Genomic DNA, 24,879 nt, shown 5'->3' on the forward strand with positions numbered 1-24,879 from the left:
CGGGGAATCGCCTTGTCATGACGGATGTTTCCGGAGAACTGGTTTTTCGCCGCGGCAAGCAAGTTGGCAAGGCCGTCTACCAGAACCGCCCGCTGTCTAAGGCCGGCCTCTCCGAGCGGCTCTTCGCCTTGCTGTTTTCCGGCCTCGTCTATCCACAGATCTGGGAAGACCCCGACGTCGACATGGAGGCGATGCAGCTTGGCCAGGGCCACCGCGTCGTCACCATCGCCTCGGGTGGCTGTAACATCCTTGCCTATCTCACCCGGTCACCGGAACGGATCGACGCCGTCGATCTCAACGCCGCCCATATCGCGCTGAACCGCATGAAGCTCGAAGCGGTGCGCCATCTGCCGTCGCAGGGTGACCTGTTCCGTTTCTTCGGCGCTGCCGAGACCCGTCACAATTCGCAAGCCTACGACCGTTTCATCGCGCCGCATCTCGACCCGGTCAGCCGTCATTACTGGGAACATCGCAACTGGCGCCGGCGTCGCCGCATCGCCGTCTTCGACAGCAATTTTTACCAGACCGGGCTGCTCGGCCTGTTCATTGCCATGGGCCATCGCACCGCCAAATTCTTCGGCGTCGATCCGGCCGGCATCATGGAAGCCAAAAGCCTCGTCGACCAGCGCCGCTTCTTCGACGAGGAACTGGCGCCGGTTTTCGAAAAACCGCTGCTGAAATGGGCAACATCGCGAAAAGCCTCGCTGTTCGGCCTCGGCATTCCGCCGGCACAGTACGATTCGCTGATCACCTCGGGCGACGGCACCATGGCCAGCGTGCTGAAGGCCCGGCTGGAAAAGCTCGCCTGCGATTTTCCGCTGGAGAACAACTATTTCGCCTGGCAGGCTTTTGCCCGCCGCTACCCCAATCCCGGCGAGGCGGCGCTGCCTGCCTATCTCGAAAAACGCAACTACAAAACGATCCGCAACAATGTCGACCGCATCGCCATCCACCATGCCAATCTGATCGAGTTCCTTGCCGGCAAGGATGCCGGTTCGGTCGACCGCTTCGTCCTGCTCGACGCGCAGGACTGGATGACCGACGACCAGCTCAATGCGCTGTGGGCCGAGATCACCCGTACCGCGTCGACCGATGCCCGCGTCATCTTCCGCACCGCGGCCGAACCCAGCCTGTTGCCCGGCCGGGTCTCGAATTCGCTGCTCGACCAGTGGAGCTATGCGGAGGAGGCGTCGCGCGAATTCTCGGCCCGCGACCGTTCGGCCATCTATGGCGGCTTCCACCTTTATGTGAAGCAGGCCGCATGAGCGCGACCGAACTGCCGGCCAGGCACGGCGAACCGCCGGCCGGGCACGCCGAGCTGATGGACGGCGTCTACCGCTGGCAGCGCCACGTCTACGACCTGACCCGCAAATACTACCTGCTCGGCCGCGACCGGCTGATCGCGGGGCTGAATGTGCCCGCCGGCGGCACCGTGCTCGAGCTTGGCTGCGGCACCGGCCGCAACATCGTCCTCGCCGCCCGGCTTTATCCCGACGCCCGCTTCTTCGGTCTCGATATTTCAGCCGAAATGCTGGAAACGGCCACTGCTGCCATTGCCCGCGAAGGCGTCTCAGGCCGCGTCACGCTGGCGCGCGGCGACGCCACCGATTTCGACGCGAAGGTGCTATTTTCCGTCGAAAGTTTCGACCGCATTTTTGTCTCCTATTCGCTGTCGATGATCCCCGGCTGGGAGAAGACGATTTCGGCGGCACTTGCAGCCCTGTCACCCGGCGGTTCGCTGCACGTCGTCGATTTCGGCCAGCAGGAGGCCCTGCCCCGCTGGTTCCGCACGCTGCTGCGCGGCTGGCTGAGAAAATTCCACGTCGAGCCGCGCGAGGCACTGCGGGACATCCTGCAATCGGAATCTGCAAGGCGCGGCGCAACCCTTCGGTTTAGAACGCTTTATCGCGGTTACGCCTGGCTGGCCGTGATCAAGATCGCCAGCTAGTTCCGCAGCCCAGAGGATTTGCTCTTTGACTGAGCCCTGTGGAGGGTCGCTGCCGACCGGCCTGCAACCGCCAATCTCCAACGTCTGCGATTAGCCATAAGCCCCCGCGCCTTCGTCATCCTAGGTCAAGCAAGGAGCGAAGCGACACAGCGCAGAACTTGGGATCCATTCCGTGACATCAGCCGAAGAATGCAGCGGCTCAGAACGAAAACAGCAGTGATCCGTCGCGCCCCCCTCTGTCCTGCCGGACATCTCCCCCACTTGGGGGGAGATCAGATGTCGCGTCCGGCTTCGCCAATCTTCAACGTTGAAAGAAGGGTGAGGCGCGCGAGCTGCCAATCTCCCTCCTTGTGGGGGAGATGTCCGGCAGGACAGAGGGGGGCGCCTCGCTCCGCGATCGAAGGTTCTGCACCGCAGCAGCGCTCCAAGGTCACGGAATCCCAAGATCGGTCGCGTCGCTTCGCTCCTCGCCAGACGGGCGGGCGCGTGTTGATCGTGGAAGGCCTTTGGCGACAACTGCATAGACGCTGCGGCGAGCGATCGCCGCATTCCTCTAATGCAGCGCCTTCACCAGTGCTGCCAGCATAATCTGCGGCCGGTAGCCGAGCTTGGCCGGCGTCAGGCCGAGCCGCACCACCACAAGCTGCGCCGAGGGGATTATGGCGACCGTCTGCCCGTCATGGCCTTCCATCCAATAGCTATCCCTTGGCAGGCCCGCAGCGATACCGGCGCCGGGGCTCTCCTCGTCGCCCGGACCCTCGATCCACACCTGGCCCCTGCCGTAGACTTTCGAGGCGGGTGCGGCTTCCCGCATCCAGGTGACGAAGCCCGCAGGCAGGACCTCCTGGCCGTTCCAGACACCATCCTGCAGCAGGAACTGGCCGAAGCGCGCCCAGTCACGGGCGGTGGCGTAGAGATAGGACGATCCGACGAAGGTGCCGTGCTCGTCGGTCTCCAGTACCGCGCTCTGCATGCCGAGTGGGTCGAACAGTGCAATCCTTGGCCACGCCAGCGCCTTGTTCTTGTCGCCGATCGCATCCTGCCAAAGCCGCGACAGCATCGCTGCCGTGCCGCTTGAATAGGAAAATACCTTGCCCACCTCGCCGGTCAGCGGCTTGGATCCGGCAAAGCCCGCCATATCAGGCTCCAGATAGAGCATCCGCGTCACGTCGGTGACGTCGCCGTAATCCTCGTTGAACTCCAGCCCGCTCGACATCGCCATCATATCGGCGAGGCTGATGGCGGCGCGGCCGTCCGCTTTCCAGGGCCCGAACAGGCGCAGGTTCGTCATCACCATCTTGCCGTCCTTCACCACCGTGCCGACGATCGCGGCATTGACCGTCTTGGTCATCGACCAGCCAAGCAGCGGCGACTTTTGGGTAAAGCCTGCGCCATAACGCTCGGCGACGATGCGGCCGTTCTTGACCACCACCACCGCCCGCATACCGGCGCCGGTCATTGCAGGATCGTCGAGGATTTTCGCGATCTCGGGGTTTTGCGATGCTTCGACCTTGTCGCCCTCCGGCCAGAGCGCGGCGAGCGGCGGCGCCGGTGTCAGCGCCGGCCCGGCGACTGCTTTGGCCCGGGCGATGTCGCCGCCCGGAACCGCGGTGCAACCAAGCCCGTTCCGAACGACGGCGACGCTCTTGCCGAACACGCCGAACAGCCCGGCCGAAACCGTGCCCTGCTCCTTGTCGACGGACATCCTCATCAGCCGCAGCAGTGGATGGCCCGGCGCCTGCACGTCGACTGCGAGCACCTCATCGGCATCGCGTCCGGCGATGAAGACATTCGAGCAGACGATCTTGGCCGTATAACCCGAGCCGACTCGGATCAGTTCCGGCGGCGCGATGTAAAGCCAGGCGGCGAGTGCTGCGACCGCCAATACGGCCAGCCCGAGCAGCCACTTCACCAGCCTCAGAGCAATCTGCATTTTCCGATTCCCCCGGAAGCTCATCTATGCCATCGATTTGCCGTCATTGCTTCGGCAAAATCGCGGTTCTGGTCGAGCGCTGTCAACGGAATATCAACCATGATCAGCGATACACCAGGGATAGGAGAGCGGTCCTGTGGGGCGATCGCTTGGGGGCACGGTCGAGGGACCACCTGCAGCAACAACCCATCAGCGGCCGGCTGAAACCGGTTCAGGAGTAGCGATGCGCCGTTTCGCGGCTTTCATCTTGCTGACGCTGCTGGGCGCCTGCTCGACCGTCGACGATCTTGCGCCTCCCTCATCGGGCGCGCCGAGCGTTGCGGTGCGCGCACCCCGTTTTGACGACTCCGACCCGCATGAGTGGGACAGCGGCGCGCCGTGGAGCTATGCCGTCCATGGCACCGACGTCTCCAAATACCAGACCTCGGTCGATTGGCCGGCGGCCAGGGCAAGCGGCATTTCCTTCGTTTTCGTCAAGGCGACGGAAGGTGGCGATCGCTTCGACGCGTATTTCAACGAGCATTGGAGCCGCACGAAAGCCGCCGGAATTCCGCGCGCCGCCTATCATTTCTACTATTTCTGCACACCGGCCGCGACGCAGGCGCGCTGGTTCATCCAGAACGTGCCCAGAGACCGCTCGGCAATGCCGCCGGTTCTCGACATGGAATGGAACCCGCAATCGCCGACCTGCAAGCTGCGCCCCAATGCGGCCACGGTGCGCAGCGAGATGAGCACTTTCCTCGAAATCGTCGAAAAGCACTATGGCAAGAAGCCGATCATCTACACCTCGATCGATTTCTTCGACGACAACGGCCTGTCGGCCTTCCGCGGCTATCCCTACTGGCTGCGTTCGGTGGCCGGCCATCCGCGCAAAAGATACGGCAGCCACCCGTTCACCTTCTGGCAGTACACCGGAACCGGTATTGTGCCGGGCATCTCAGGGAAGGCCGATATCAACGTGTTCAACGGCTCGGAAGCCACCTGGAACAAATGGCTGCGGCAGAACACCCGTTGACAGCGGGCCTGCAGCCTGCTTTTCGACACAGCCAATGAAGGACGCCTGCAACCGCCGGTAATCTTCTCGGGAGGATGGCGATGCGATTGCGCTTGGAAATTCTCGCGGCGCTGTTTCTGGCCGCCACGTCGCCGGCGGTGGCACAGCAATGCGGCGGCGATTTCCAGGCCTGGAAGCAGGGCGTTGTGGCCGAGGCGAAGAACGCCGGCGTCGGCACTGCCGGACTTGAGGCACTGGAAACCGCCGCTCTCGATGGAAAGGTGCTGGCGCGAGATCGCGCCCAAGGCGTCTTTACCCAGACCTTCATCGAGTTTTCGAACCGCATGATATCGGCCTATCGGCTGAAGCAGGGCGCGGTCGTCTTAAAGGAATATGCCGACGTGTTTGCCCGCGCCGATCGCGAATTCGGCGTTCAGGCCCCGGTCATTGCCGCCTTCTGGGCGCTGGAAACCGATTTCGGCGCCGTGCAGGGCGATTTCCAAACGCTGAACGCGTTGGTCACGCTCTCTCACGACTGTCGTCGCCCGCAGCTCTTCCGGCCCCAGATCGTGCCATTGTTGACGCTGATCGATCGCGGCGTGGTCCCGGCCGACGTCATCGGCGCCTGGGCGGGCGAAATCGGCCAGACGCAGATGCTGCCTTCCGACTATCTCGGCCGAGGCGTCGACGGCGACGGCGACGAAGTGATCGACCTGCGCGGCAGCGCGCCTGATGTGATCATGACCACGGCCAACAAGATCACGTCGCGCGGCTGGAAACGCGACCAGCCCTGGATCGAGGAAGTCCGCGTGCCGGACGACTTGCCATGGGACCAGACCGGCCGCACCAACAAGCTGCCGCTGGCGCAATGGGCTCAGTGGGGTGTCACCAACCCGAACAGCACGCCGCTTGTCGACAACGGCCTGAAGGCAGGCCTCGCACTGCCTATGGGCCGCAAGGGGCCAGCCTTCCTGGTCTACGACAATTTCGACGTCTACCTCGAATGGAACCAGTCCTTCACCTATGCGCTGACCGCGGCAAATCTCGCCGCGCGGCTGGCGGGTGCGCCGCAATTCGACCCGCGCAATCCCGAACCCGGCCTCAACGGCGACCAGATGAGGGCATTGCAGACAAAGCTCGAGGCCAGAGGCTATGACGTAGGCACGGTCGACGGCATCCTGGGCACCAACACCCGCGAAGCGATCCGCAAGGAGCAGATGCGGCTAGGCCTGCCGGTCGACTGCTGGCCGACACCAGAGCTTTTGGCGAAGCTGTAGCAGGTTAGCGAGTAGTGAGTAGTGAATAGTGAATGGTAAATGGTGAATGGAACTAGGTGCTCACTACTGACTACTGACTTATTCACTATTCACTATTCACTATTCGCTATTCACTAATCCATCACCGCCTGGCAAACAGGAAGTCGATGAAGACTCGCAAGGCCGGCGGAACCTGCCGGGAGCTTGTATGATATAGGTAAAAGCCCGGAAATCTCGGCGACCAGGCTTCGAGAAAACGGATGAGCTTGCCGGTTTCGATCCACGGCCGAACCTGGTAATCCAGCATGTAAGCCACGCCGATCCCATCCAGGGCCGCCCTGATCATCAGTTCCGTGTCGTTGACCGTCAGACCGCCGTTCACGGCTATTTCCAAAGCGTGTTGGCCTCGCGCGAACTCCCATCGATAGACGTTGCCGCCACCGGGCCACTGGAAATTGATGCATTGGTGATGGTGCAGGTCGGCGGGATGACGGGGCATGGGGTGATCCTCGAGATAGCTGGGCGCCGCCACTGCGGCCATCTCCAGCTCCCCGCTGAGTTTCACCGCCACCATGTCCTTATGCAGCCGCTCACCAAGCCTGATTCCGGCATCGAATCGTCCCTCGACAATATCGGTCAGCATGTCGTCGACGATGATGGTGAGGGCAATATCGGGATAGGCGCGGCGGAAATCGCCGAGGATGGGCACGATGAAACGCATAGCGGCGATGCGTGGAACATTGATACGCAGCGAGCCTGCCGGTCGATCGCGTGATGCATGCGCGTCGGCGACAGCCCCTTCGAGTTCGCTGAATGCCGGAGCGAGGCGGGCAAACAGCGTTTCGCCTGCAGCGGTCGGCGACACGCTGCGGGTCGTGCGGTTGAGCAGCCGGACACCTACACGCTCCTCCAGCCCGCGTATCGTCTGGCTAAGCGCCGGCGGCGAAATTCTGAGCCTGGCCGCGGCGCGGACAAAGCTGCCTTCCTCGACGATCGTCGCGAACGCCCTCAGCTCGGAAAACTCGGTCCCTCGCATTATGTACCCCAGACTTAACAAGCCTGTTCGATTATAGGCTATTATCTGATCAATAGCATGCCCCTAACGTCCACATGGAACGCCGCCGCTCGATTTGGAACGGCCGTAGCCAGACGAGAAAGGGACAGCTATGTATCATTCGCTTGAAGGCAAAATCGCGCTCGTGACCGGCAGTTCGCGCGGCATCGGCCGCGCCATCGCCGAGGGGCTCGCGGCAAACGGCGCGGCCGTGGTCGTCAATTATGTCGGCAACGAGAAAGCCGCCCAGGAAGCCGTTGCCGCCATCCGCGAGAATGGCGGCAAGGCCGTCGCCATTCGCGCCGATATCTCCATTGTTTCCGACATTCGCCGGCTGTTCGATGAAACCGAGAAGCAGATGGCCGCGATTGATATCGTCGTCGCCAATGTCGGCGTCGCCGTCATAAAGCCGTTGGTCGAGGCCACCGAAGCCGACTTCGACCACGTCTTCGGCGCCAATGCCAAAGGCACCTTCTTCACGCTTCAGGAAGCGGCGCGGCGCGTGCGCGACGGTGGCCGTATCATCGCGGTTTCCACCGGTGGAACCAAGATGTTCTTCACCCAGACCGCCCTTTATCTCGGCAGCAAAGGAGCCGTCGAGCAGTTCGTCCGCGTCCTCTCGCGCGAACTCGGACCGCGCTCCGTCACCGTGAATGCGCTTTCGCCAGGCTTTACCGACACTGACCTGCTGCCCGAGCGGGATCGCGCGATCGCCGCCGGGATGTCGCCCTTCGGCAGGATCGGAGCGCCGCGCGACATCGCCGATGTCGCGGTTTTCCTCGCTTCCGACGAGGCCCGTTGGCTGACCGGCGAGAACATCCAGGCCGGCGGCGGCGTTGCTTAGTGAATAGTGAATAGTGAGGTTGTGGTGGCAGTGGAATTAGGCAGTCACCGCTGATTACTGAATACTGACTACTGACTACTACGCACTATTCACTATTCACTATTCACTATTCACTATTCACTATTCACTATACACTATTCACTAATCTGCCATCGTCTCCAGGCTGGCGAACCCTTGTGGCGCATCGCCCTCATCGAACGGCGTCGTCACCTCGACAAACGTGTCGGGATAGAAGCCGTTGAACCGTGTCCTCAGCGACAGCGAATAGGCGCCGATATGACCGATCTCGATCCAGTCGCCGGTATCGACCGTTTCCGGCAGCCAGAACGGCCGCGACAGGATGTCGACGGAATCGCAGGTCGCGCCGCACACCTTGAACGGCACGATGGTCTTCTCCTCGCCATTGCGCGAGCGGATCGCCGGGTCTGGAATGAAGCGCGCCGGCAGCGTGATCTTGCCGGTCCATGAATCCGACAGCGACGCCCAGATGCCGTCATTGATGTAGAGCCGCTTGCCCTTGCGCAGCAGCACGCGCACGATCAGCGACAGGCAGCGCGCCACGATCACCCGGCCCGGCTCCGCCACCAGCGGCATCTGGTCGAACTGGTATTCCTTGAGATCGCCCGACAGCCGCGACATGATCTGGCCGAGCGACGGCATCTCGATCTGCTTGCGGTTGGGATCATGGCCGTATTCGGCGGGAAAACCGCCACCGACGTCGAGGCCGGCGATGTCGAAGCTGACGCGGTTGCGCACCCAGTCGGCCGAGGCCAGCGCGCGCTCATAGGTGTCGGGATCCTCGATCTGGCTGCCGACATGAAAGCACAAGCCGACCTTGTAGCCCGTCCGGTTCAGCCGTTCGGCCAGTTCGACCGCATTGGCCGGTCCGGCGCCAAACTTCTTCGACAGTTCGTAGGCGGCCGATCCTTTCGTCTGGATGCGCACGAACACGGTGATCGCACCCGGATCGATATCGAGCGCCCGCACCACGCGGGTCAGCTTGGTGATCTCGTCCTCGTGGTCGAGCGAGATGACCCGGATGCCATATTTCTCCAGCGCCAGCTTGATGTCCGACTGTGCCTTGACCGGATGCATGTAGAGCATCTCGGCGTCCGGCGAGACCGCGCGCACGGCGGCGAACTCGCCGGGCGAGGCCACGTCGAAAGCGCCGACGCCGGCCTCGACCAGCGCCTTCAGCACGATCTGCTCGCCGTTGGTCTTGACCGCATAGGCGGTCTTGCCGGGAAACATGCCCATGAACTGCCTGGCGTCCGCCTTCAGCACCTGCGGGCGGAAGCAATAGATCGGATCGTCCGGGCGAAGCGCCAGCGCCGCTTCGCGCGCATTTTCGAATTGCTGCATGGACGAATCCCTTGGCTTAGACTGCGCACAATTAATCCAACCTATGCGGGAATGAAAACAATTCTGTGTCTCGCACCCCTGACGCTGCGGCGCTACGGCAGATGATGCAATGCTAGTCCACTGATCTGGTTTCGGGTGGCCCTTGCCATCGAACAGAATATGGCCTGAACAGACGCCTGATTGACTTGGCATTCAGAACCATCCGGGAGGATTCTCCATGGCGATCACAACCACGACGGCAATGCGCGGCCCCATGGTCTTGAAAGACTGGGCGCAGCTTCTGCTGCTCGGTGCGATCTGGGGTGGCTCGTTCTTCTTTGCCCGCATTGCGGTTGCCGAGATTCCGCCGCTGGTGCTGGTGCTGTTTCGCGTCGCCATCGCGGCGCTGGCGCTGCATCTCTATCTCGGCCTGCGCGGTCCGTCCTTCCGCATCGCCTTGCCGCATGCCGGCCTGTTCTTTCTGCTGGCGCTCGTCAACAACGTCATACCGTTCTCGCTGATCTTCGCCGGCCAGACCGAGCTTGGCGCCGGTGTCGCCTCGGTGCTCAATTCGACGACGCCGTTCTGGACGTTGATCCTCGCCAACGCGCTGACATCAGACGAAAAGCTCTCCTGGAACAAGCTTGCCGGGATCGCGCTCGGCATCGTCGGCACTGCGGTGATGATCGGTCCCGGCCTGCTTGCCGGGCTGGGCGGTCCGGTCTGGGCGAAATTTGCGCTGGTCGGCGCCTCGCTGTCCTATGCGGTGGCCCTGATGATCGCCCGCCGCTTCAAGGGTGTGCCGTCACCGGTCATCGCCACTGGACAATTGACCGCTTCGACCATCATCATGATCCCGATCGTGCTGGTTGGCCACGGCACTGCCAACCTGTTTTCGGCCTCGCCGCCGGTCTGGGCGGCGGTGTTGGCGCTGGCCCTGCTGTCCACCGCCTTCGCCTACATCCTCTATTTCAACCTCGTCGCCTCGGCCGGCGCCACCCACGCCTCGCTGGTCACGCTCATCGTGCCGGCCAGCGCGATCCTGCTCGGCTTTCTGTTCCTGGGCGAACGGCTCCAATTGTTCGAGCTCGGCGGCATGGCGCTGATCGCGATCGGCCTCGTCACCATCGACGGCCGCCTGTTCGGCCGACGCTGATGCATGTCGCCCAAAAGCACGCCCTCGGGCTTGAACCGAGGGTGCGTAGCGGTTTGCGATAACGACATGCATGACCAACAAGCTGAAGCGGGTCGCTTCCCAGGCCTGACACGCTTGAGGGTCCAATCGGACGCCCAAACGACGCTCCAACTCAACTTGTCGAATCTTCGTACCGACGCGAAAATCGATTCCGACTTTCAGCGGCGGTAGCGCTGCCATACCCATTCTTGCCCCAGCTCCGTCACATTTTGTACACAGGGCCGAAGCGGGATTTACCGAAGAGTTTCAATGCCTAACGGCAAATGGCCTGTCGCAAATTCCACAATGTCGTCGCATTGCAGCATAGTTTCCGCTTGCCTGTGGCAGAAATGCCCCTAGACTCGGGCCATAGCTCTTTAAGAGGAGGCTATGACATGGGACTCACGAGGCCAATCAACGCATTGATGATTTGTGCTGCATTTGCCTTCATCGGGGCGCTGATTATGGGCTTTCTTCCATAGACCCGCCAAGCAACGGAAGATCAGCACAAAATAGTCCAAGTCATTGAAAAGGCCGGGTTTTTACCTGGCCTTTTTGCATCCCGGATTTGACGGGGAGTTACGCCGCGGCGGACCCTGCGGCTTCAGCCTCGTGCGAGCGGATGCCGATCATGTGGCAGATGGCGAAGACCAGATCGGCGCGGTTCATGGTGTAGAAATGAAAATCGCCGACGCCGCGCTCGACAAGGTCCAGCACCTGCTCGGCCGCCACCGCGGCCGCCACCAGCGCATGTGTCTGCGGGTCCGTCTGCAGCCCGTCGAAGCGCTCGGCCATCCACGCCGGCACCAGCGCGCCGCAGCGCGCCGAGAAATTGGCGACCTGGGTAAAATTGTGGACTGGCAATATGCCCGGCACGATCGGTATGTAGATGCCGGCCCGCCGCGCCCGCTCGACATAGCGCTCGTAGAGGTCGTTGTCGAAGAAGAACTGGGTGATCGCTCGCGTCGCGCCATTGTCGACCTTGCGCTTCAGCATATCGATGTCAGTGGCGAAATCCGGGCTCTCCGGATGCTTTTCCGGATAGGCCGAGACCGAGATGTCGAAATCGCCGACACCTTTCAGCGCCCCCACCAGTTCGGCGCCATTGGCATAGCCGTCCGGATGCGGACGGTAGGCGGCGCCGACGCCCTCGGCCGGATCGCCGCGCAGGGCGACGAAGCGGGTGACACCCATGTCGGCGAATTCCTGGATGACTTCATCGACCTCGTGACGCGCCGCATCGACGCACGTCATGTGCGCCGCCGGCGTCAGCGTCGTTTCGTTGAGGATGCGCTTGACCGTGCGCGCCGTGCGCTCGCGGGTCGAGCCGCCGGCGCCATAGGTGACGGAGACGAATTTCGGCTTGAGCGGCTGTAGCCGGGTAACTGTGTCCCACAGCCTTGCTTCCATCTCGTCGCTCTTCGGCGGGAAGAACTCGAACGAAACCCTGATCTTGTCGCCAATGTCAGGGCGGCGGGAAAAGCGGAACTGGTTCATCAGGCGGTTTCCCCTATCGGAAAGGCATTGGCCGGTTGTGCGTGGTTGGAAGGATCGGCGATCAGCATGCGCTGGTCACGGCCGAGCCACAGTTTTACGGTGAGCCTGGGTTCATTGCCGGCGCGCGGCTCGAATTCCTGGCGCTCTTCGAGGTCGAGCCCGGCCTCGGAAAACCACTCGGTGATCTGCCGGTCGGCAAAGCCGAGCCGCACATGCGCGTGGGCGTCGCGCAAAAATTCCAGCGAATGCGGAGCGAAATCCACGATCACCAGCCGGCCTGCCGGACGCAGCAGCCTTGCTGCCTCGCGGATGGCGCGAGCAGGATCGTCAAGATAGTGCAGCACCTGGTGGATGGTGACGAGATCGAAGGCGTCGCGCTCGACCGGCGGCGCAAAAATGTCGCCTTGGCGCACCTGCGCATTCGAGATGCCGGCCTTGTCGAGATTGGCGCGCGCCACCGTCAGCATCTCGCGCGACATGTCGATGCCGATGCCGCGCCGGTAGAGCGGCGAAAAGATCTCGAGCAGCCGCCCGGTGCCGGTGCCAAGGTCGAGCATCGACTGGAACGGCCGCTTGCCGACGAGCTTGAGCAACGCTGCCTCCACGGCGCGGTCCGGCACATGCAGCGAGCGGATGTGATCCCAGCTTGCGGCATTTGCGGAGAAATATTCGGCGGCGCGATCCTGCCGCTTGCGCTTGACCGCCGCCAACCGCTCGAGGTCACGCTCGACCTGCGGATCGGCACCCCGGATACCGGAGACCAGCCTGAGCACGAAGTCCCGCGCCGCATCCGAATCCGACAGCCGGAAGAAGGCCCAGGAGCCCTCCTGATAGCGGCCGATCAGCCCCGCCTCCAGTAAAAGCTTCAGGTGGCGGGAGACGCGCGGCTGCGACTGGCCGAGGATTTCGGTGAGATCGGAAACGGTGAGGTCGCCGCGCGACAGCAACGCCAGGATGCGCAATCGGCTGGATTCGGCCGCCGCCTTCAATGTATCTACCATGGTGTCGAGCGCGACATGCATGCGAGCATTCTCTTTGAAAAGATATAAACATATGTTTATGTCGATTTTGAAAGGCTTGCAAGCGCTATGTCGCTCCCGGACAAGAAAATGGCGCATGCGTGGCGGATCGCGCACAGCCGGAAGCAGGATCGGGGCAAAACCATGTTCGAAACGCGCAGCGGCGAAAAGCTTCTTGAAACTGATCCCGCCGATATGGCGCCGGACGGCCACGTCGTCTTCATCGGCCGCATCGCCTCGCCCTGGACCTCGCGGGAAACTTGCCCCAAGAACATGAAAGCCGCGCGCGAAACCGGACAGCCGGCGGTTCTCACCATCGACCTGCCCTATCGCGAGGGTCTGCTCGGGCTTGCACGCGCCAGTCACGTCATCATCCTGTCCTGGCTGCACCACGCCCCGCGGACCCTGATTGTTCAGAAACCCCGCCATGCGGCTGAACCGACGGGCGTTTTTTCGCTGCGCTCCCCGGCCCGGCCGAACCCGGTCGGGTTGCATATCGCCAGGCTCGTCGCCCTCAACATCGAAACGGGTCGTATCGATGTCGATGCCATCGACCTGCTCGACGGCACGCCGGTGATCGACATCAAGCCTTATTTCGCTTCGACCGATGCCTTTGCCGACGCGACCATTGCCGGACGGGACGAGCCCGGACAGGTCATACCCGGACAGGTCGGGCGATGAACGCGCCGACCGGTCGCCGCCGCGCCATCGCCAAGGCGCTGACAGCGCTTTTGCCGCTGGCGCCCTATGCCGACATGGAGAAGATCCGCGCCGACGCCGGCGCGGTGCATATGAAGAGCTTGCCGCCGAGCATTGCCGTATGGCTGGCGACAATAGCCCATATCCGTCATGTGCACACCGACTACGAGAAACTGCTGGCCGAAGGCTACGATCGCGACTCGGCGCGTTTCTTCGTCATGGAACAGACCAACAGGGTGCTGACCCGTTGGCGCGCCACCCGTCTGCTCCAGGATGAGGACGAGGAATAACCAGATACCCCGATGGCTCATCCGCAACCCCGGCCTGTGTCTTGTGCCAACCGCCGCAGCGCTCTATCGCGTTCGACGAAGACGACCTGACGGAGGACGTGATGAGCAACTTGATCGATCCGCACGCCAAACCACTGCCCTCGCTCTCCGCCCATCATATAGACCCGCACTCCTACCCCGATGGTGTTGCCTTCCTGGACGGGCAGTATCTGCCGATGTCGCAAGCCAAGATCTCGGTGCTGGATTGGGGCTTCCTGCATTCCGACGCCACCTACGACACAGTGCATGTCTGGGACGGTCGTTTCTTCCGCCTCGATCTGCATCTCGATCGCTTCTTCGGCGGGCTGGACAAGCTGCGCATGACGGTCCCGTTCGACCGCGATGGCGTGGCCGAAATCCTCCACAATTGCGTGGCGCTGTCGGGTCATCGCGCCGCTTATGTCGAGATGCTGTGCACGCGCGGCGCCTCGCCGACCTTCAGCCGCGACCCGCGCGACGCCGTCAACCGCTTCATGGCGTTCGCCGTTCCCTTCGGCTCGGTCGCCAATGCCGAGCAATTGCAGCGCGGCCTGCATGTGGCGATCAGCGACAAGGTGCGTATCCCACCAGCCTCGATCGACCCGACAATCAAGAACTACCACTGGCTCGACCTGGTGCGAGGCCTCTACGACGCCTATGACCGCGGCGCCGAGACCGCACTGCTCCTCGATTTCAACGGCAATGTCGCGGAAGGCCCCGGCTTCAACGTCTTTTGCGTGGACGACGGCAGACTATCGACGCCGGCTGTCGGCGTGCTGCCAGGCATCACCCGCCGCACCGTCTTCGATCTCTGCGCGGAGGCAGGGCTTGCCGTTGCCGCGGCCGATGTCAGCGTCGCTGCGCTGCGTCAGTCCGATGAGGTCTTCATCACCTCGACCGCCGGCGGCATCATGCCGGTAACGATGATCGACGGTGTTCCGGTCGCGGACCGCAAGGTCGGTGCGATTACCAGGCGCCTCATGGCGATCTATTGGCAAAAGCACGGAGATCCGGCCTGGTGCAGCCCGGTGCACTATCCCTGACCATCCCTGGCCTCAGGCCCGGTAAATCCACTGCTCGGGCACACGCACCGAAATCTCCTCGCCGGCCGTGATGCGGCCTGGTTTTTCCACCCAGGCGACAAGGCCGCGCAACCGCTTTGCCGCCTTCGGGAACAACAGCGCGCCGGCTTCACGGTCGGCCATTCCGGCATTTTCCGCAACCGATCGCCCGGCGATGCGGCAAGGTCCGTTCTGCGCATCGACCTTGACGGTGACGCCGCCTTTGAAGAACAGCAGCGTGCCGGACGGCAGCATCGAGAGATGCGGCAGGCCTTCGATCAACAGATTGGCGCCGATCCACTCCGGCTTGATCTCGGCGATGGCCATCCGCCCTGCCACGATCGCCAGCTCGTCCGCGGCCACGATCGACAGCTGCCGCTCGTTGCGCATCTCGGTGCCGCGTGGATACCAGGGCTCGCGCCCGCCGGAGCGCCGCGTCGCGCCGGCGTGGAAATCGCCGTCGATGCCGTCGAAGCCAAGCCGCAATTCATCCACCGCGCGTGTCTCGAAATGATCCGATGGCGCGACGTAAAGCGCGGCCACCCGCGCGACAAGTTTCCGCGCCGGGATGATTTCGACCGGGTTTACCGTCTCGGGGAAGAGGTCCAGCATAGGCTTCGCTCCGTGCGTGATGCCAAGCAATTAGCCGCAGTGAGTTCATCAGGTCCAGCCTAAAGCACTGATGCTCCAGTCAAGCAGGCTGATGCGATTACACCCGCGCCTTCCAATGCCGGTGCCGTTCGCGCCAATCAGAGCATGCGCAACAGCGCCCCGCCGATCGAATAGCCGGCGCCGAAGGCGCAGAGCAGGCCATAGTCGCCGGCGTTCATGTCGGCGTGGTTTTCCGACAAGGCGACGACGGCACCGGCGCCGGCGGTGTTGCCGAGGCGCTCCAGCACCATCGGCGCGCGGTCATGGTCGACCTCGTGGCCGAACGACAGCTTCAGGATCATGGCGTTCATACGTGCATTGGCCTGATGCAGCCAGAAGCGCCGGATCGCTTGCGGCGTCAGCCCATGCTCGGCCAGGAACTCGACGATGAATTTGTGCCCGGCGACGGTGACTTCCTTGAACACCTTGTTGCCGACCTGATTGATCAGGTTGCCTTCCAGGTTGATCATATACGGATCGTCCTGGGCGGTGCGCGTGTAATAGCCGAGATTGGTGCGGATGTTGTTGGACATCTGCGTCCAGGTCCGGGTGTCGAGCACCTCGAAACGTCCCGGCCGCTTGTCGCCCTGGGCAAGCCCCTCGACGACCATCGAGACCGAAGCATCGCCGAAGATGAAATGCGTCTGCCGGTCGCGGAAGTTGAGATGGCCGGTGATGATTTCGGGCGTCGTCACCAGCACGCGCCTGTGTGCGCCCGCCCGCACCAGATTGACCGCGATATGCAACGCCGCCGCCGCCGACGAACAGCCAAGGCCCATGTCGAAGCCGGCGCCCCTCGTGCCCATCGCCTGCTGCATCTCGATGGCGATCGCCGGATAGGGCCGCTGGTGATGCGAGGCCGAGCAGATCACCAGGTCGATATCAGGTGGCTCCAGGCCGGCATGGTCGAGCGCTTTCCTAGCCGATGCGATGCCGAACTCGGCTTCCAGCGACAGTGCGTCGTCCGGCCGCGCCGGAATGCGCGGCGCCATGCGGGTCGGGTCGAGAATGCCTTCCCGCTCGATCACATGGCGCGTCTGCACGCCCGAAGCATGGACGATGAAGGCGCTGTCCGACTTCTGCAGCAGCGTCTCGCCCGAAGCCTGGCGGCGGACATTCTCCATCTCGACCCAGGCATTGAAGCTGTCGACCAATTCCTCATTGGTGATCGAAGGCTCGGGGATTTCAACGCCGATGCCGCTGATGATGACGCGATGCATTTTCAGTTCGTCCCCATGCGCAGGCGCTACGGCTTGATGTGGGCGCCGCGAGAGTTCGGTGCAACATTATTCGCATCAAGCTAGTTTAAGCCGGCTTAAATCAAGGGCCTGAGGCACAAGACCACAACCTTGCGTGGCTGAAATACGCGTTGTGGCGAATCAAGCGCAGCCAGGCAGTGCGTCTCGGTGTCGCCAATCGTTTCTAGGCAGCGCGCCGCGCGACGATGAAAAGGCGCGGGAAACGCAGCAGCACCTTGCCGTTCGCCGTCTTCGGATAGGCTTCGGTTATCCCAGCGGTGTAGCGCGTGAGAAAAAACCGTCGCTCGTTCTCGTCGAGCGGATCGAGGAACGGCTTCAGCCCCGTCGACTTCAGCCACTCGACGATTGCCCCGGCATCGGCCAGCGGATGATTGTAGGCGGTGTGCCAGATGTCGAGCCGGTCGGAGAACGGCGACAAAAGATCGTAGTAGAACGACACTAGCGGCAGCGGCCCGCGCGCAGCACACTCGAGCTTTTCGGCAAACGGCATTTCGGCCGCCGTCTCGCGCATCAGCCGGTGCGAGGGCTCGCCCATATTGTCGGGCATCTGCACGGCAAGCGCGCCGCCGGGCGCCAAAAATCCCATCAGCCGCTGGAAGATCGCCGGATGCTCGGGCAGCCACTGGAACACCGCATTGGCGAAGATCACGTCGACCGGCTCTTCGGGCTGCCACGCTGCCGCATCCGCCAGTTCGAAGGCCACATCCGGCAAACGCGCCCTCGCCTTCTCGATCATGTCAGCCGACGTGTCCAAACCGCTGACCTGCGCGCCCGGCCAGCGCTCAACCAGCAATTCGGTCGAGTTGCCCGGCCCGCAGCCGATATCGACCACCCGGCGTGGCGCCGCCACCGGCACCTGCGCGACGAGATCGCGCGCCGGACGCGTGCGCTCGTCCTCGAATTTGAGATATTGGGCGGCGGACCAGTCTGCCATTTCAGGTCCTCAGATCATTTGAGAATTCACCGCCCTAAAAACCCCTATCGCGTCAACCTCTTGTACGTCATGCGGTGCGGGTTGACGGCATCGGGGCCGAGCCGGCGGATCTTGTCCTGCTCGTAATCCTCGAAATTGCCCTCGAACCACTCGACATGGCTGTCGCCTTCGAACGCAAGGATGTGCGTCGCCAGCCGGTCGAGGAACATGCGGTCGTGCGAGATGATGACGGCGCAGCCGGCGAAGTTTTCCAGCGCGTCTTCGAGCGCCGCCAGCGTTTCGGTATCGAGATCGTTGGTCGGTTCGTCGAGCAGCAGCACATTGCCGCCGGTCTTCAGCATCTTGGCCAGGTGGACACGGTTGCGCTGGCCGCCGGACAGATTGCCGACCTTCTGCTGCTGATCGCCGCCGCGGAAATTGAACGACGCGCAATAGGCGCGGGTGTTGGCCTCGAACTTGCCGAGCTTGACCACTTCGGCGCCGCCCGAGATTTCTTCCCAGACGGTCTTGGTCGGGTCGAGCGCATCGCGGCTCTGGTCGACGTAACCGAGCTTGACCGTCTCGCCGACGCGGATCATGCCGGCATCCGGCTTTTCCTGGCCGGTGATCATGCGGAACAGCGTCGTCTTGCCGGCGCCGTTCGGGCCGATGACGCCGACGATGCCGCCGGGCGGCAACTTGAATTCGAGGTCGTCGATCAGCAGCGTGTCGCCAAAGCCCTTCGACAGGTCCTCGACCTCGATCACCACATTGCCGAGCCGCTCGCCATGCGGAATGACGATCTGGGTGTCGCTCGGACGCCGCTTGTCGGCCGCATCCAGCAGATCCTGGAACGCCTGGATGCGCGCTTTCGACTTGGTCTGCCGTGCCTTCGGGCTGGACTGGATCCACTCGCGCTCGCGGCCGATCGCCCGCTGGCGCGCATCGTCCTCGCGGCCCTCCTGCTTGAGCCGCTTGGCCTTGGCTTCGAGATATTTGGTGTAGTTGCCCTCATAGGGAATGCCGCGGCCGCGGTCGAGCTCGAGGATCCAGCCGGTGACATTGTCGAGGAAGTAGCGATCGTGGGTGATGATCATCACCGCGCCCGGGTAGGCGCGCAGATGCTTTTCCAGCCACGCCGTCGTCTCGGCGTCGAGATGGTTGGTCGGCTCGTCGAGCAGCAGAAGGTCGGGCTGACGCAGCAGCAGTTGGCACAGTGCCACGCGGCGGCGCTCGCCGCCCGACAGCTTGGTGACGTCGGCTTCCTTGGGCGGGCAGCCCAGCGCTTCCATCGCCATCTCGACCTGCTGTTCGAGATCCCACAGGTTGAGCCGGTCCATCTCGTCCTGGAGCTTGGCCGACTCGTCGGCCGTCTCGTCGGAATAGTTCATCATCAATTCGTTGTAGCGTTCGATGATCGCGGTCTTGGCGGCGACGCCTTCCATGACGTTCTCGAACACGGTCTTGCTCGCATCGAGCGCCGGCTCCTGCGCCAGGTAACCGACGGTGGCGCCTTCGGCCAGCCACGCCTCGCCGCTCCACTCCTTGTCGATGCCGGCCATGATCTTGAGGATGGTCGACTTGCCGGCGCCGTTCGGCCCGAGGATGCCGATCTTGGCGTCCGGGTAGAAGGAGAGGTGGATATTCTCGAGCACCTTCTTGGTGCCGTAGGCCTTGTTGAGGCCGGCCATGTGATAGATGAACTGGCGTGCCACGCGCGCTTTCCCTGAAAAGTCGACTGGAATGTCGGATTGAATGGAAGTTGCGCGCTATGTAGGCGATGCCGCGCCGAACGGCAAACTGTTTTGGCATTTCGAACCGGCCTTCGGGCCAAGACGGGCTCGGCGTGTCACTGGAACTCGATCGGATCGACGATGCCTTTCGGACAACCAGCATTGTTCGTCGGCACTGATGCCAGCAACAGCTCACTGAGCGAAGAGTTCGGACCGATCGGGCCGGTCAGGCCGAGCGTCAGTTCGCCGATCAGCCGCCTGCCGCTCGAAGGATCCTTCACGCAGGAGACGCGAACCCGCTCGCCGGCGCCGGGACCAAAGGCACTGTCGAAGGCGGCGCGGATCTGGCCAGAGGTCAGATCCCGGCCAATGTTTTGCGTGAAAAGATCACGCACCGGTGAAGCATTCGCCGCGCGCGTCAAGTTCAGCGCATCGGAAAAATACGCCTGCTGGCTCTTGCCGTAACAGGTGCCATGCTTGATCCATTCATGCCTGTCGAGAGCGGATGCGGTGCCTGGCATCACCCGATCGAGCTCCGACCGCGTGTTCGGCTCAAGCTCGACCGGCGGCAGGTCCTGCCAGCGCGCCGGATTGTCGTTCGCCTTGTCGGCCGCTGCCACCTGGCAATAGAAATTCCCTTTCGGCTGCGGCCACAGCCCATGCAAGGTGAAATGCGTCGCCTCAAAACCGGCCGCGGTCTGCGCCTTGCATTCGGTCTTGCCGGGCCTGGTTTCGCAAAACGCCGGCTGCCAGCTCAGCGCGAGGACATATTCGGGCTTTCGCGAACCCGGCTCAGCAGGCTTCTCCTGGTCGGCCGGCACAGGTGCTGCCGGTTCCGTGGACGCGCTGCCGCCCGAAACATGGCCGCAATCGACCTTCACCCAGCGGCGCTCCGGATCGGCCCCGGGCACGCGGATCAGATAGTGCGTGGGAGCATCCTTGTTGCCAGCCAGCAGCTCGTAGCTCTGTCCCGCGTCGGTCGCGATATTGCCGGGGTTCCTGCCGCTCCTGATGGCCTGGGTGGCTGGACAGGTGGCGTCGGCGACGAAAGAGCCGCTCATCATGACCTCGGCCCGCGCAGCACCCGTCAGCGACGCGGCGGCAAGCGCCGATCCAAAAACAAGACCTGTCAGCGTACGCATGGGTACTCTCCGGTTGAATAATGCTGGGCAACAGACTGCCGCCCTCTCTCGGTAGCAAGTTCTCCATGTCAGAATTGCGATACCCGCGTTGCGACGCAAGAACAGCGCTGCGAAACACCGCCGACGGATTGACGCAAAACCGGCGTCGGCGCACACAAACGTTCGCAGGCGTAAAAGACGCGTTGGAGACGAATCGATAATGTCATTCAGCCAGCAGCGCGTGCTGCAATCGCCGACCGGTGCGGCGCTCAACCTTTACGTGAAACGCGCCGAGGGCCGCCCGCGGGCGGTCGTCCAGATCAATCACGGACTGGCCGAACATGCGGCGCGCTATGTCCGCTTCGCTACCTTTCTCGGCGAGTGCGGCTTCCATGTCTATGCCCATGACCATCGCGGCCATGGCGCAACCAAGGCGCTAGACGCTCCGCTCGGCACATTCGCCAAAGCGGCTGGCGGCGCAAAGGTCATCGCCGATGTCGCCGCCGTGCATGACCTGATCGCCGGCGACCATCCCGGCCTGCCGGTCATCGTCTTCGGCCATTCCATGGGCGGCCTCATCGCGCTGAATTTCATGCTTCATCATTCGAACCGGCTGCACGCCGCCGCCATCTGGAACGCCAATTTATCGGCCGGGCTCGCCGGCCGTGCCGCGCAAATCATCCTGGCCTGGGAACAATTCCGGCTCGGCTCCGACATGCCGTCGCGCATGCTACCGAGACTGACGTTCCAGGCATGGGGCAAGGCCATCCCCAATTCCCGGACGCCGTTCGACTGGCTGTCGCGCGACGCGGCCGAAGTCGACAAATACATCGCCGATCCGCTGTGCGGCTGGGATGCCTCGGTGTCGATGTGGCAGGACCTGTTCGGCTTTGTCTTCGAAGGTGCCGACGACGCCAATTTTTCCGGCGTCCGCAAGACCCTGCCGATCTGCCTAGTCGGCGGCGAAAAGGATCCCGCCACCGACGGCGGCAAAGCGGTCAGCCGTCTCGCCGGGCGCCTGCACAGGATGGGGTTTTCGAATCTCGTTTCAAAGGTTTACGCCGAGACCCGCCACGAAAGCCTGAACGAGGTGAATCGAAACGTCATCATGGACGATTTCGCCGCATGGGCCGACAGTGTGCTGAAACGAGATGATCGACATTGACAAGTTCGGGTTTGGCCCAGTGCAAGAACCGTGACAGCATCACGCGGGATTGATACACGCTGCGTTTCCGATCAATCACGGTGATCCATGACCGAGCCTCCGCTGAAAGGCATCCGCGTAGTCGAACTCGCCCGCATCCTGGCCGGGCCGTGGGCCGGGCAGCTGCTTGCCGATCTCGGCGCCGACGTGATCAAGGTCGAGAGCCCTGATGGCGGCGACGATACCCGCAAATGGGGTCCGCCCTTCGTCATGAGCCATGACGGCGAAAACCTCTCGGCCGCCTACTACCATTCCTGCAATCGCGGCAAGCGCTCCATAGCCATCGATTTCTCGACGCCCGAAGGCGCCGAGACAGTGCGCCGGCTGGCTGCGACATCGGACGTGCTGATCGAAAACTTCAAGCTCGGCGGGCTGAAGAAATACGGCCTCGACCATGACAGCTTGCGCAAAATCAACCCGCGGTTGATCTATTGCTCGATCACCGGCTTCGGCCAGGACGGGCCCTATGCGCCACGCGCCGGCTATGACTTCATCATCCAGGGCATGGCCGGCATGATGTCGATCACCGGCGAGGCTGGCCGCGAGCCGCAAAAGGCCGGTGTCGCCATTTCGGACATTTTCACCGGCCTCTATTCGGTGATCGCCATCCAGGCCGCACTTCGCCATGCCGAGAAGACCGGCGAGGGCCAGCATATCGACATGGCGCTCTACGACAGCCAGATCTCGGCGCTCGGCAACCAGAACCTCAACTATCTGGTTTCGGGAAAATCGCCGGTGCAGATGGGCAACGCGCATATGAACATCGCGCCCTACGAAGTGGTGCCGGTCAAGGACGGCCACATCATCCTTGCCATCGGCAATGACGGCCAGTTCGCCAAGTTCTGCGCGGCCGTCGGGTTGGACGAGCTGCCATCGAACCCCGATTTCGCCACCAATCCCGCCCGCGTCGCCAGCCGGGCCAAGCTGCGCGGGCATATAATCGAGGCGCTGAAAACCTTCGATCGCGATCCGCTGCTGGCCAGGCTGGAGGCGGCAGGCGTGCCTGCCAGCCCGATCAACACGATCGGCGAGATGTTCGCCGACCCGCAGACCATCGCGCGCGGCATGCGGCTCGACCTCGACGACGGCCATGGCAATCTGTTGCCCTCGGTGCGCGCGCCGATGGTCATGTCGGGCACGCCGCTGTTCTATGAACGGCCCTCGCCGCGTCTCGGCGAACACACCGAAGAAATCCTTGCCGAACTGGAGGGGTCAGGAAAATGAAGACCGGCGGACAACTGATCGTCGAAGTGCTCGAAGCCAACGGAACGGACCGTATCTATTGCGTGCCCGGCGAATCCTACCTTGCGGTGCTCGACGCGCTGCACGACTCGCCGATCCGCACCATCGTCTGCCGCCAGGAAGGCGGCGCCGCGATGATGGCCGACTGCCATGGCCGCCTGACCGGCAAGCCAGGCATCTGCTTCGTCACCCGCGGCCCCGGCGCCACCAACGCCTCGGCCGGCATCCACATCGCCATGCAGGATTCGGTGCCCGTCATCCTGTTCATCGGCCAGGTCGCCAGCCACGCCAAGCAGCGCGAGGCTTTTCAAGAGGTCGACTACGTCAGGTTTTTCGGCGACATCGCCAAATGGGTGGTCGAGATCGACGACGCCGCGCGCATTCCCGAATTCGTCACCCGCGCCTTCGCGGTGGCGACGTCCGGCCGTCCCGGCCCGGTCGTCATCTCGCTGCCGGAAGACATGCTGACCAGCCTGGCCGAAGCGCCAGAAGCCCTGCCCTACACGCCGGTCGAAACGCGGCCGGGCGAGGCCGAGCTCGACGCGCTGGAAAAGCTCCTCAACAAGGCAAAGCGCCCCTTCGTCATCCTCGGCGGCACCCGCTGGGATGCGGAGGCCGTCGCGCGGATGCGGACGATCGCCGAAGCCTGGTCGCTGCCGGTCGGCTGCTCCTTTCGCCGCCAGATGCTGTTCGATCATCTCCACCCGAACTATGCCGGCGATGTCGGCATCGGCATCAACCCGAAGCTGGCGACCGCCATCAAGCAGGCTGACCTCGTGCTGCTGATCGGCGGCCGCATGGGCGAGATGCCGTCCTCCGACTACACGCTGCTGAAGAGCCCCTACCCCGACCAGTCGCTGGTCCATGTCCATGCCGACGCCGGCGAGCTCGGCCGCGTCTACCGGCCGACGCTGGCGATCAACGCCTCGCCGTCCGCCTTCGTCGAGGCCTTTGCCGGGCGCAAGCCGGCCGCCACGCCGGTCTGGGCGGATGAAACACCGAAGCTGCACGCCGCCTATCTCGACTGGTCGACACCGCCCGAAAGCGGCCCCGGCGCCGTCCAGATGGGCCCGATCATGAACTATCTCGAAAAAATACTGCCCGACGATGCGATCCTCACCAACGGCGCCGGCAACTACGCCACCTGGGTGCACCGCTTCCACCGTTCCCGCCGCTTTGCCACGCAGGCAGCACCGACCTCCGGCTCGATGGGCTACGGCACGCCGGCAGCGGTCGCCGCCAAGGAACTGTTTCCCGAGCGCGACGTGATCGCCTTCGCCGGCGACGGCTGCTTCCTGATGAACGGCCAGGAATTCGCCACCGCCGTGCAGTACGATCTGCCGATCATCGTCGTCGTCGTCAACAATGGCATCTACGGCACCATCCGCATGCACCAGGAACGCGAATATCCCGGCCGCGTCGTCGCCACCGACCTGAAGAATCCCGACTTCGCGGCGCTCGCCCGCGCCTATGGCGGCCATGGCGAAACGGTCGAGAAGACGGCCGACTTCGCGCCGGCCTTCGAACGCGCGCGCGCCAGCGGCAAGCCGTCGATCGTCGAGATCAGGCTCGACCCCGAGGCGATCACGCCGACCCGGACGATGACCCAGATACGGGACAGGTCGTGA

At 63.2% G+C, this 24,879-nt stretch carries 22 protein-coding genes; 12 read left to right on the forward strand and 10 right to left on the reverse strand.

Annotated elements, in window-relative coordinates; all coding sequences use genetic code 11:
• Positions 1-17: 17 nt before the first annotated feature.
• Together AC0L2Z_RS13185 and AC0L2Z_RS13190 are read left to right on the forward strand one after the other, a co-directional pair.
• Positions 18-1,265: a BtaA family protein gene (locus AC0L2Z_RS13185; protein ID WP_287259766.1), complete on the forward strand. Its 1,248-nt coding sequence runs from the start codon at positions 18-20 to the stop codon at positions 1,263-1,265.
• Entirely contained in the window at positions 1,262-1,948 is a 687-nt protein-coding gene (locus AC0L2Z_RS13190; RefSeq protein ID WP_287259765.1) for a class I SAM-dependent methyltransferase, read from the forward strand. Before AC0L2Z_RS13185 ends, AC0L2Z_RS13190 begins: the two co-directional genes overlap by 4 nt.
• A gap of 553 nt (positions 1,949-2,501) precedes the next feature.
• On the opposite strand, the gene AC0L2Z_RS13195 is transcribed toward AC0L2Z_RS13190, so the two are convergent.
• Positions 2,502-3,881 carry a serine hydrolase domain-containing protein gene (locus tag AC0L2Z_RS13195; RefSeq protein WP_473628215.1) on the reverse strand — a complete coding sequence of 460 codons (1,380 nt, stop codon included), beginning with the start codon at positions 3,879-3,881 and terminating at the stop codon, positions 2,502-2,504.
• A 223-nt stretch (positions 3,882-4,104) separates the two neighbouring features.
• Here AC0L2Z_RS13195 and AC0L2Z_RS13200 point away from each other — a divergent pair, with 223 nt between their 5' ends.
• The gene (locus AC0L2Z_RS13200; RefSeq protein WP_023798718.1) at positions 4,105-4,896 is read left to right on the forward strand and encodes a glycoside hydrolase family 25 protein; all 792 of its coding nucleotides are present in this window, start codon (positions 4,105-4,107) and stop codon (positions 4,894-4,896) included.
• An 80-nt stretch (positions 4,897-4,976) separates the two neighbouring features.
• Positions 4,977-6,152, forward strand: coding sequence for a lytic murein transglycosylase (locus AC0L2Z_RS13205; protein WP_473628216.1), 1,176 nt, complete (start codon positions 4,977-4,979; stop codon positions 6,150-6,152).
• A 121-nt stretch (positions 6,153-6,273) separates the two neighbouring features.
• On the opposite strand, the gene AC0L2Z_RS13210 is transcribed toward AC0L2Z_RS13205, so the two are convergent.
• Positions 6,274-7,167, reverse strand: a complete 894-nt coding sequence (locus tag AC0L2Z_RS13210) for a LysR family transcriptional regulator (protein ID WP_287259761.1) — start codon at positions 7,165-7,167, stop codon at positions 6,274-6,276.
• 130 nt (positions 7,168-7,297) lie between these two features.
• Here AC0L2Z_RS13210 and AC0L2Z_RS13215 point away from each other — a divergent pair, with 130 nt between their 5' ends.
• Entirely contained in the window at positions 7,298-8,029 is a 732-nt protein-coding gene (locus AC0L2Z_RS13215) for an SDR family oxidoreductase (RefSeq protein ID WP_287259760.1), read from the forward strand.
• A 141-nt stretch (positions 8,030-8,170) separates the two neighbouring features.
• Here AC0L2Z_RS13215 and AC0L2Z_RS13220 read toward each other — a convergent pair whose 3' ends face one another.
• Entirely contained in the window at positions 8,171-9,391 is a 1,221-nt protein-coding gene (locus tag AC0L2Z_RS13220) for an alanine racemase (protein ID WP_027153812.1), read from the reverse strand.
• 217 nt (positions 9,392-9,608) lie between these two features.
• Between AC0L2Z_RS13220 and AC0L2Z_RS13225 the strand changes: the two genes are divergently transcribed.
• Positions 9,609-10,526 carry a DMT family transporter gene (locus AC0L2Z_RS13225; RefSeq protein WP_473628217.1) on the forward strand — a complete coding sequence of 306 codons (918 nt, stop codon included), beginning with the start codon at positions 9,609-9,611 and terminating at the stop codon, positions 10,524-10,526.
• Between the two features lie 597 nt (positions 10,527-11,123).
• Here AC0L2Z_RS13225 and metF read toward each other — a convergent pair.
• A complete protein-coding gene (gene metF / locus AC0L2Z_RS13230; RefSeq protein ID WP_128174212.1) occupies positions 11,124-12,041 on the reverse strand; it encodes a methylenetetrahydrofolate reductase [NAD(P)H] in 918 nt (305 codons plus the stop codon).
• Positions 12,041-13,063, reverse strand: coding sequence for an ArsR/SmtB family transcription factor (locus AC0L2Z_RS13235; RefSeq protein ID WP_473628218.1), 1,023 nt, complete (start codon positions 13,061-13,063; stop codon positions 12,041-12,043). Before AC0L2Z_RS13235 ends, metF begins: the two co-directional genes overlap by 1 nt.
• A gap of 141 nt (positions 13,064-13,204) precedes the next feature.
• Here AC0L2Z_RS13235 and tsaA point away from each other — a divergent pair, with 141 nt between their 5' ends.
• The 3 genes from tsaA (at position 13,205) to AC0L2Z_RS13250 (ending at position 15,110) form a co-directional block, all read left to right on the forward strand.
• A complete protein-coding gene (gene tsaA / locus AC0L2Z_RS13240; RefSeq protein ID WP_287259757.1) occupies positions 13,205-13,741 on the forward strand; it encodes a tRNA (N6-threonylcarbamoyladenosine(37)-N6)-methyltransferase TrmO in 537 nt (178 codons plus the stop codon).
• The gene (locus AC0L2Z_RS13245) at positions 13,738-14,049 is read left to right on the forward strand and encodes a DUF2293 domain-containing protein (RefSeq protein WP_128167195.1); all 312 of its coding nucleotides are present in this window, start codon (positions 13,738-13,740) and stop codon (positions 14,047-14,049) included. The genes tsaA and AC0L2Z_RS13245 overlap by 4 nt, the downstream gene beginning before the upstream one ends.
• Before the next feature lie 101 nt (positions 14,050-14,150).
• Complete coding sequence (locus tag AC0L2Z_RS13250; RefSeq protein WP_473628220.1) at positions 14,151-15,110, forward strand: aminotransferase class IV; 960 nt, start codon at positions 14,151-14,153, stop codon at positions 15,108-15,110.
• A 12-nt stretch (positions 15,111-15,122) separates the two neighbouring features.
• Here the strand turns inward: AC0L2Z_RS13250 and AC0L2Z_RS13255 are convergent, their stop codons facing one another.
• The 5 genes from AC0L2Z_RS13255 to AC0L2Z_RS13275 form a co-directional block, all read right to left on the reverse strand.
• Positions 15,123-15,740, reverse strand: a complete 618-nt coding sequence (locus tag AC0L2Z_RS13255) for an MOSC domain-containing protein (RefSeq protein ID WP_091594098.1) — start codon at positions 15,738-15,740, stop codon at positions 15,123-15,125.
• Positions 15,741-15,877: 137 nt separating this feature from the next.
• The gene (locus AC0L2Z_RS13260; protein WP_128167198.1) at positions 15,878-16,999 is read right to left on the reverse strand and encodes a beta-ketoacyl-ACP synthase III; all 1,122 of its coding nucleotides are present in this window, start codon (positions 16,997-16,999) and stop codon (positions 15,878-15,880) included.
• 202 nt (positions 17,000-17,201) lie between these two features.
• Positions 17,202-17,972, reverse strand: coding sequence for a trans-aconitate 2-methyltransferase (gene tam / locus AC0L2Z_RS13265; protein ID WP_128167200.1), 771 nt, complete (start codon positions 17,970-17,972; stop codon positions 17,202-17,204).
• A 44-nt stretch (positions 17,973-18,016) separates the two neighbouring features.
• Positions 18,017-19,666 carry an energy-dependent translational throttle protein EttA gene (ettA, locus tag AC0L2Z_RS13270; RefSeq protein ID WP_473628221.1) on the reverse strand — a complete coding sequence of 550 codons (1,650 nt, stop codon included), beginning with the start codon at positions 19,664-19,666 and terminating at the stop codon, positions 18,017-18,019.
• 134 nt (positions 19,667-19,800) lie between these two features.
• A complete protein-coding gene (locus AC0L2Z_RS13275) occupies positions 19,801-20,826 on the reverse strand; it encodes a ribonuclease T2 family protein (RefSeq protein ID WP_473628222.1) in 1,026 nt (341 codons plus the stop codon).
• Positions 20,827-21,025: 199 nt separating this feature from the next.
• Here AC0L2Z_RS13275 and AC0L2Z_RS13280 point away from each other — a divergent pair, with 199 nt between their 5' ends.
• The 3 genes from AC0L2Z_RS13280 (at position 21,026) to AC0L2Z_RS13290 (ending at position 24,879) form a co-directional block, all read left to right on the forward strand.
• Positions 21,026-21,970, forward strand: a complete 945-nt coding sequence (locus AC0L2Z_RS13280; RefSeq protein ID WP_473628224.1) for an alpha/beta fold hydrolase — start codon at positions 21,026-21,028, stop codon at positions 21,968-21,970.
• 87 nt (positions 21,971-22,057) lie between these two features.
• Positions 22,058-23,233, forward strand: a complete 1,176-nt coding sequence (locus tag AC0L2Z_RS13285; RefSeq protein WP_473628225.1) for a CaiB/BaiF CoA transferase family protein — start codon at positions 22,058-22,060, stop codon at positions 23,231-23,233.
• Positions 23,230-24,879, forward strand: coding sequence for a thiamine pyrophosphate-binding protein (locus AC0L2Z_RS13290; protein ID WP_473628227.1), 1,650 nt, complete (start codon positions 23,230-23,232; stop codon positions 24,877-24,879). The genes AC0L2Z_RS13285 and AC0L2Z_RS13290 overlap by 4 nt, the downstream gene beginning before the upstream one ends.

The organism is Mesorhizobium sp. WSM4850, assembly GCF_055811735.1.

Bases quoted from the DNA above. Each gene is read 5' to 3' on its own strand.
- AC0L2Z_RS13205 (WP_473628216.1), top strand. From the start codon at position 4,977: ATGCGATTGCGCTTGGAAATTCTCGCGGCGCTGTTTCTGGCCGCCACG.
- AC0L2Z_RS13285 (WP_473628225.1), top strand. From the start codon at position 22,058: ATGACCGAGCCTCCGCTGAAAGGCATCCGCGTAGTCGAACTCGCCCGC.
- AC0L2Z_RS13220 (WP_027153812.1), bottom strand. From the start codon at position 9,391: ATGCAGCAATTCGAAAATGCGCGCGAAGCGGCGCTGGCGCTTCGCCCG.
- tsaA (WP_287259757.1), top strand. From the start codon at position 13,205: ATGTTCGAAACGCGCAGCGGCGAAAAGCTTCTTGAAACTGATCCCGCC.
- AC0L2Z_RS13250 (WP_473628220.1), top strand. From the start codon at position 14,151: ATGAGCAACTTGATCGATCCGCACGCCAAACCACTGCCCTCGCTCTCC.
- AC0L2Z_RS13275 (WP_473628222.1), bottom strand. From the start codon at position 20,826: ATGCGTACGCTGACAGGTCTTGTTTTTGGATCGGCGCTTGCCGCCGCG.
- tam (WP_128167200.1), bottom strand. From the start codon at position 17,972: ATGGCAGACTGGTCCGCCGCCCAATATCTCAAATTCGAGGACGAGCGC.
- metF (WP_128174212.1), bottom strand. From the start codon at position 12,041: ATGAACCAGTTCCGCTTTTCCCGCCGCCCTGACATTGGCGACAAGATC.
- AC0L2Z_RS13200 (WP_023798718.1), top strand. From the start codon at position 4,105: ATGCGCCGTTTCGCGGCTTTCATCTTGCTGACGCTGCTGGGCGCCTGC.
- AC0L2Z_RS13255 (WP_091594098.1), bottom strand. From the start codon at position 15,740: ATGCTGGACCTCTTCCCCGAGACGGTAAACCCGGTCGAAATCATCCCG.
- AC0L2Z_RS13280 (WP_473628224.1), top strand. From the start codon at position 21,026: ATGTCATTCAGCCAGCAGCGCGTGCTGCAATCGCCGACCGGTGCGGCG.
- AC0L2Z_RS13210 (WP_287259761.1), bottom strand. From the start codon at position 7,167: ATGCGAGGGACCGAGTTTTCCGAGCTGAGGGCGTTCGCGACGATCGTC.
- AC0L2Z_RS13190 (WP_287259765.1), top strand. From the start codon at position 1,262: ATGAGCGCGACCGAACTGCCGGCCAGGCACGGCGAACCGCCGGCCGGG.
- AC0L2Z_RS13185 (WP_287259766.1), top strand. From the start codon at position 18: ATGACGGATGTTTCCGGAGAACTGGTTTTTCGCCGCGGCAAGCAAGTT.
- AC0L2Z_RS13225 (WP_473628217.1), top strand. From the start codon at position 9,609: ATGGCGATCACAACCACGACGGCAATGCGCGGCCCCATGGTCTTGAAA.
- AC0L2Z_RS13290 (WP_473628227.1), top strand. From the start codon at position 23,230: ATGAAGACCGGCGGACAACTGATCGTCGAAGTGCTCGAAGCCAACGGA.
- AC0L2Z_RS13215 (WP_287259760.1), top strand. From the start codon at position 7,298: ATGTATCATTCGCTTGAAGGCAAAATCGCGCTCGTGACCGGCAGTTCG.
- AC0L2Z_RS13235 (WP_473628218.1), bottom strand. From the start codon at position 13,063: ATGCATGTCGCGCTCGACACCATGGTAGATACATTGAAGGCGGCGGCC.
- AC0L2Z_RS13195 (WP_473628215.1), bottom strand. From the start codon at position 3,881: ATGCAGATTGCTCTGAGGCTGGTGAAGTGGCTGCTCGGGCTGGCCGTA.
- AC0L2Z_RS13245 (WP_128167195.1), top strand. From the start codon at position 13,738: ATGAACGCGCCGACCGGTCGCCGCCGCGCCATCGCCAAGGCGCTGACA.
- AC0L2Z_RS13260 (WP_128167198.1), bottom strand. From the start codon at position 16,999: ATGCATCGCGTCATCATCAGCGGCATCGGCGTTGAAATCCCCGAGCCT.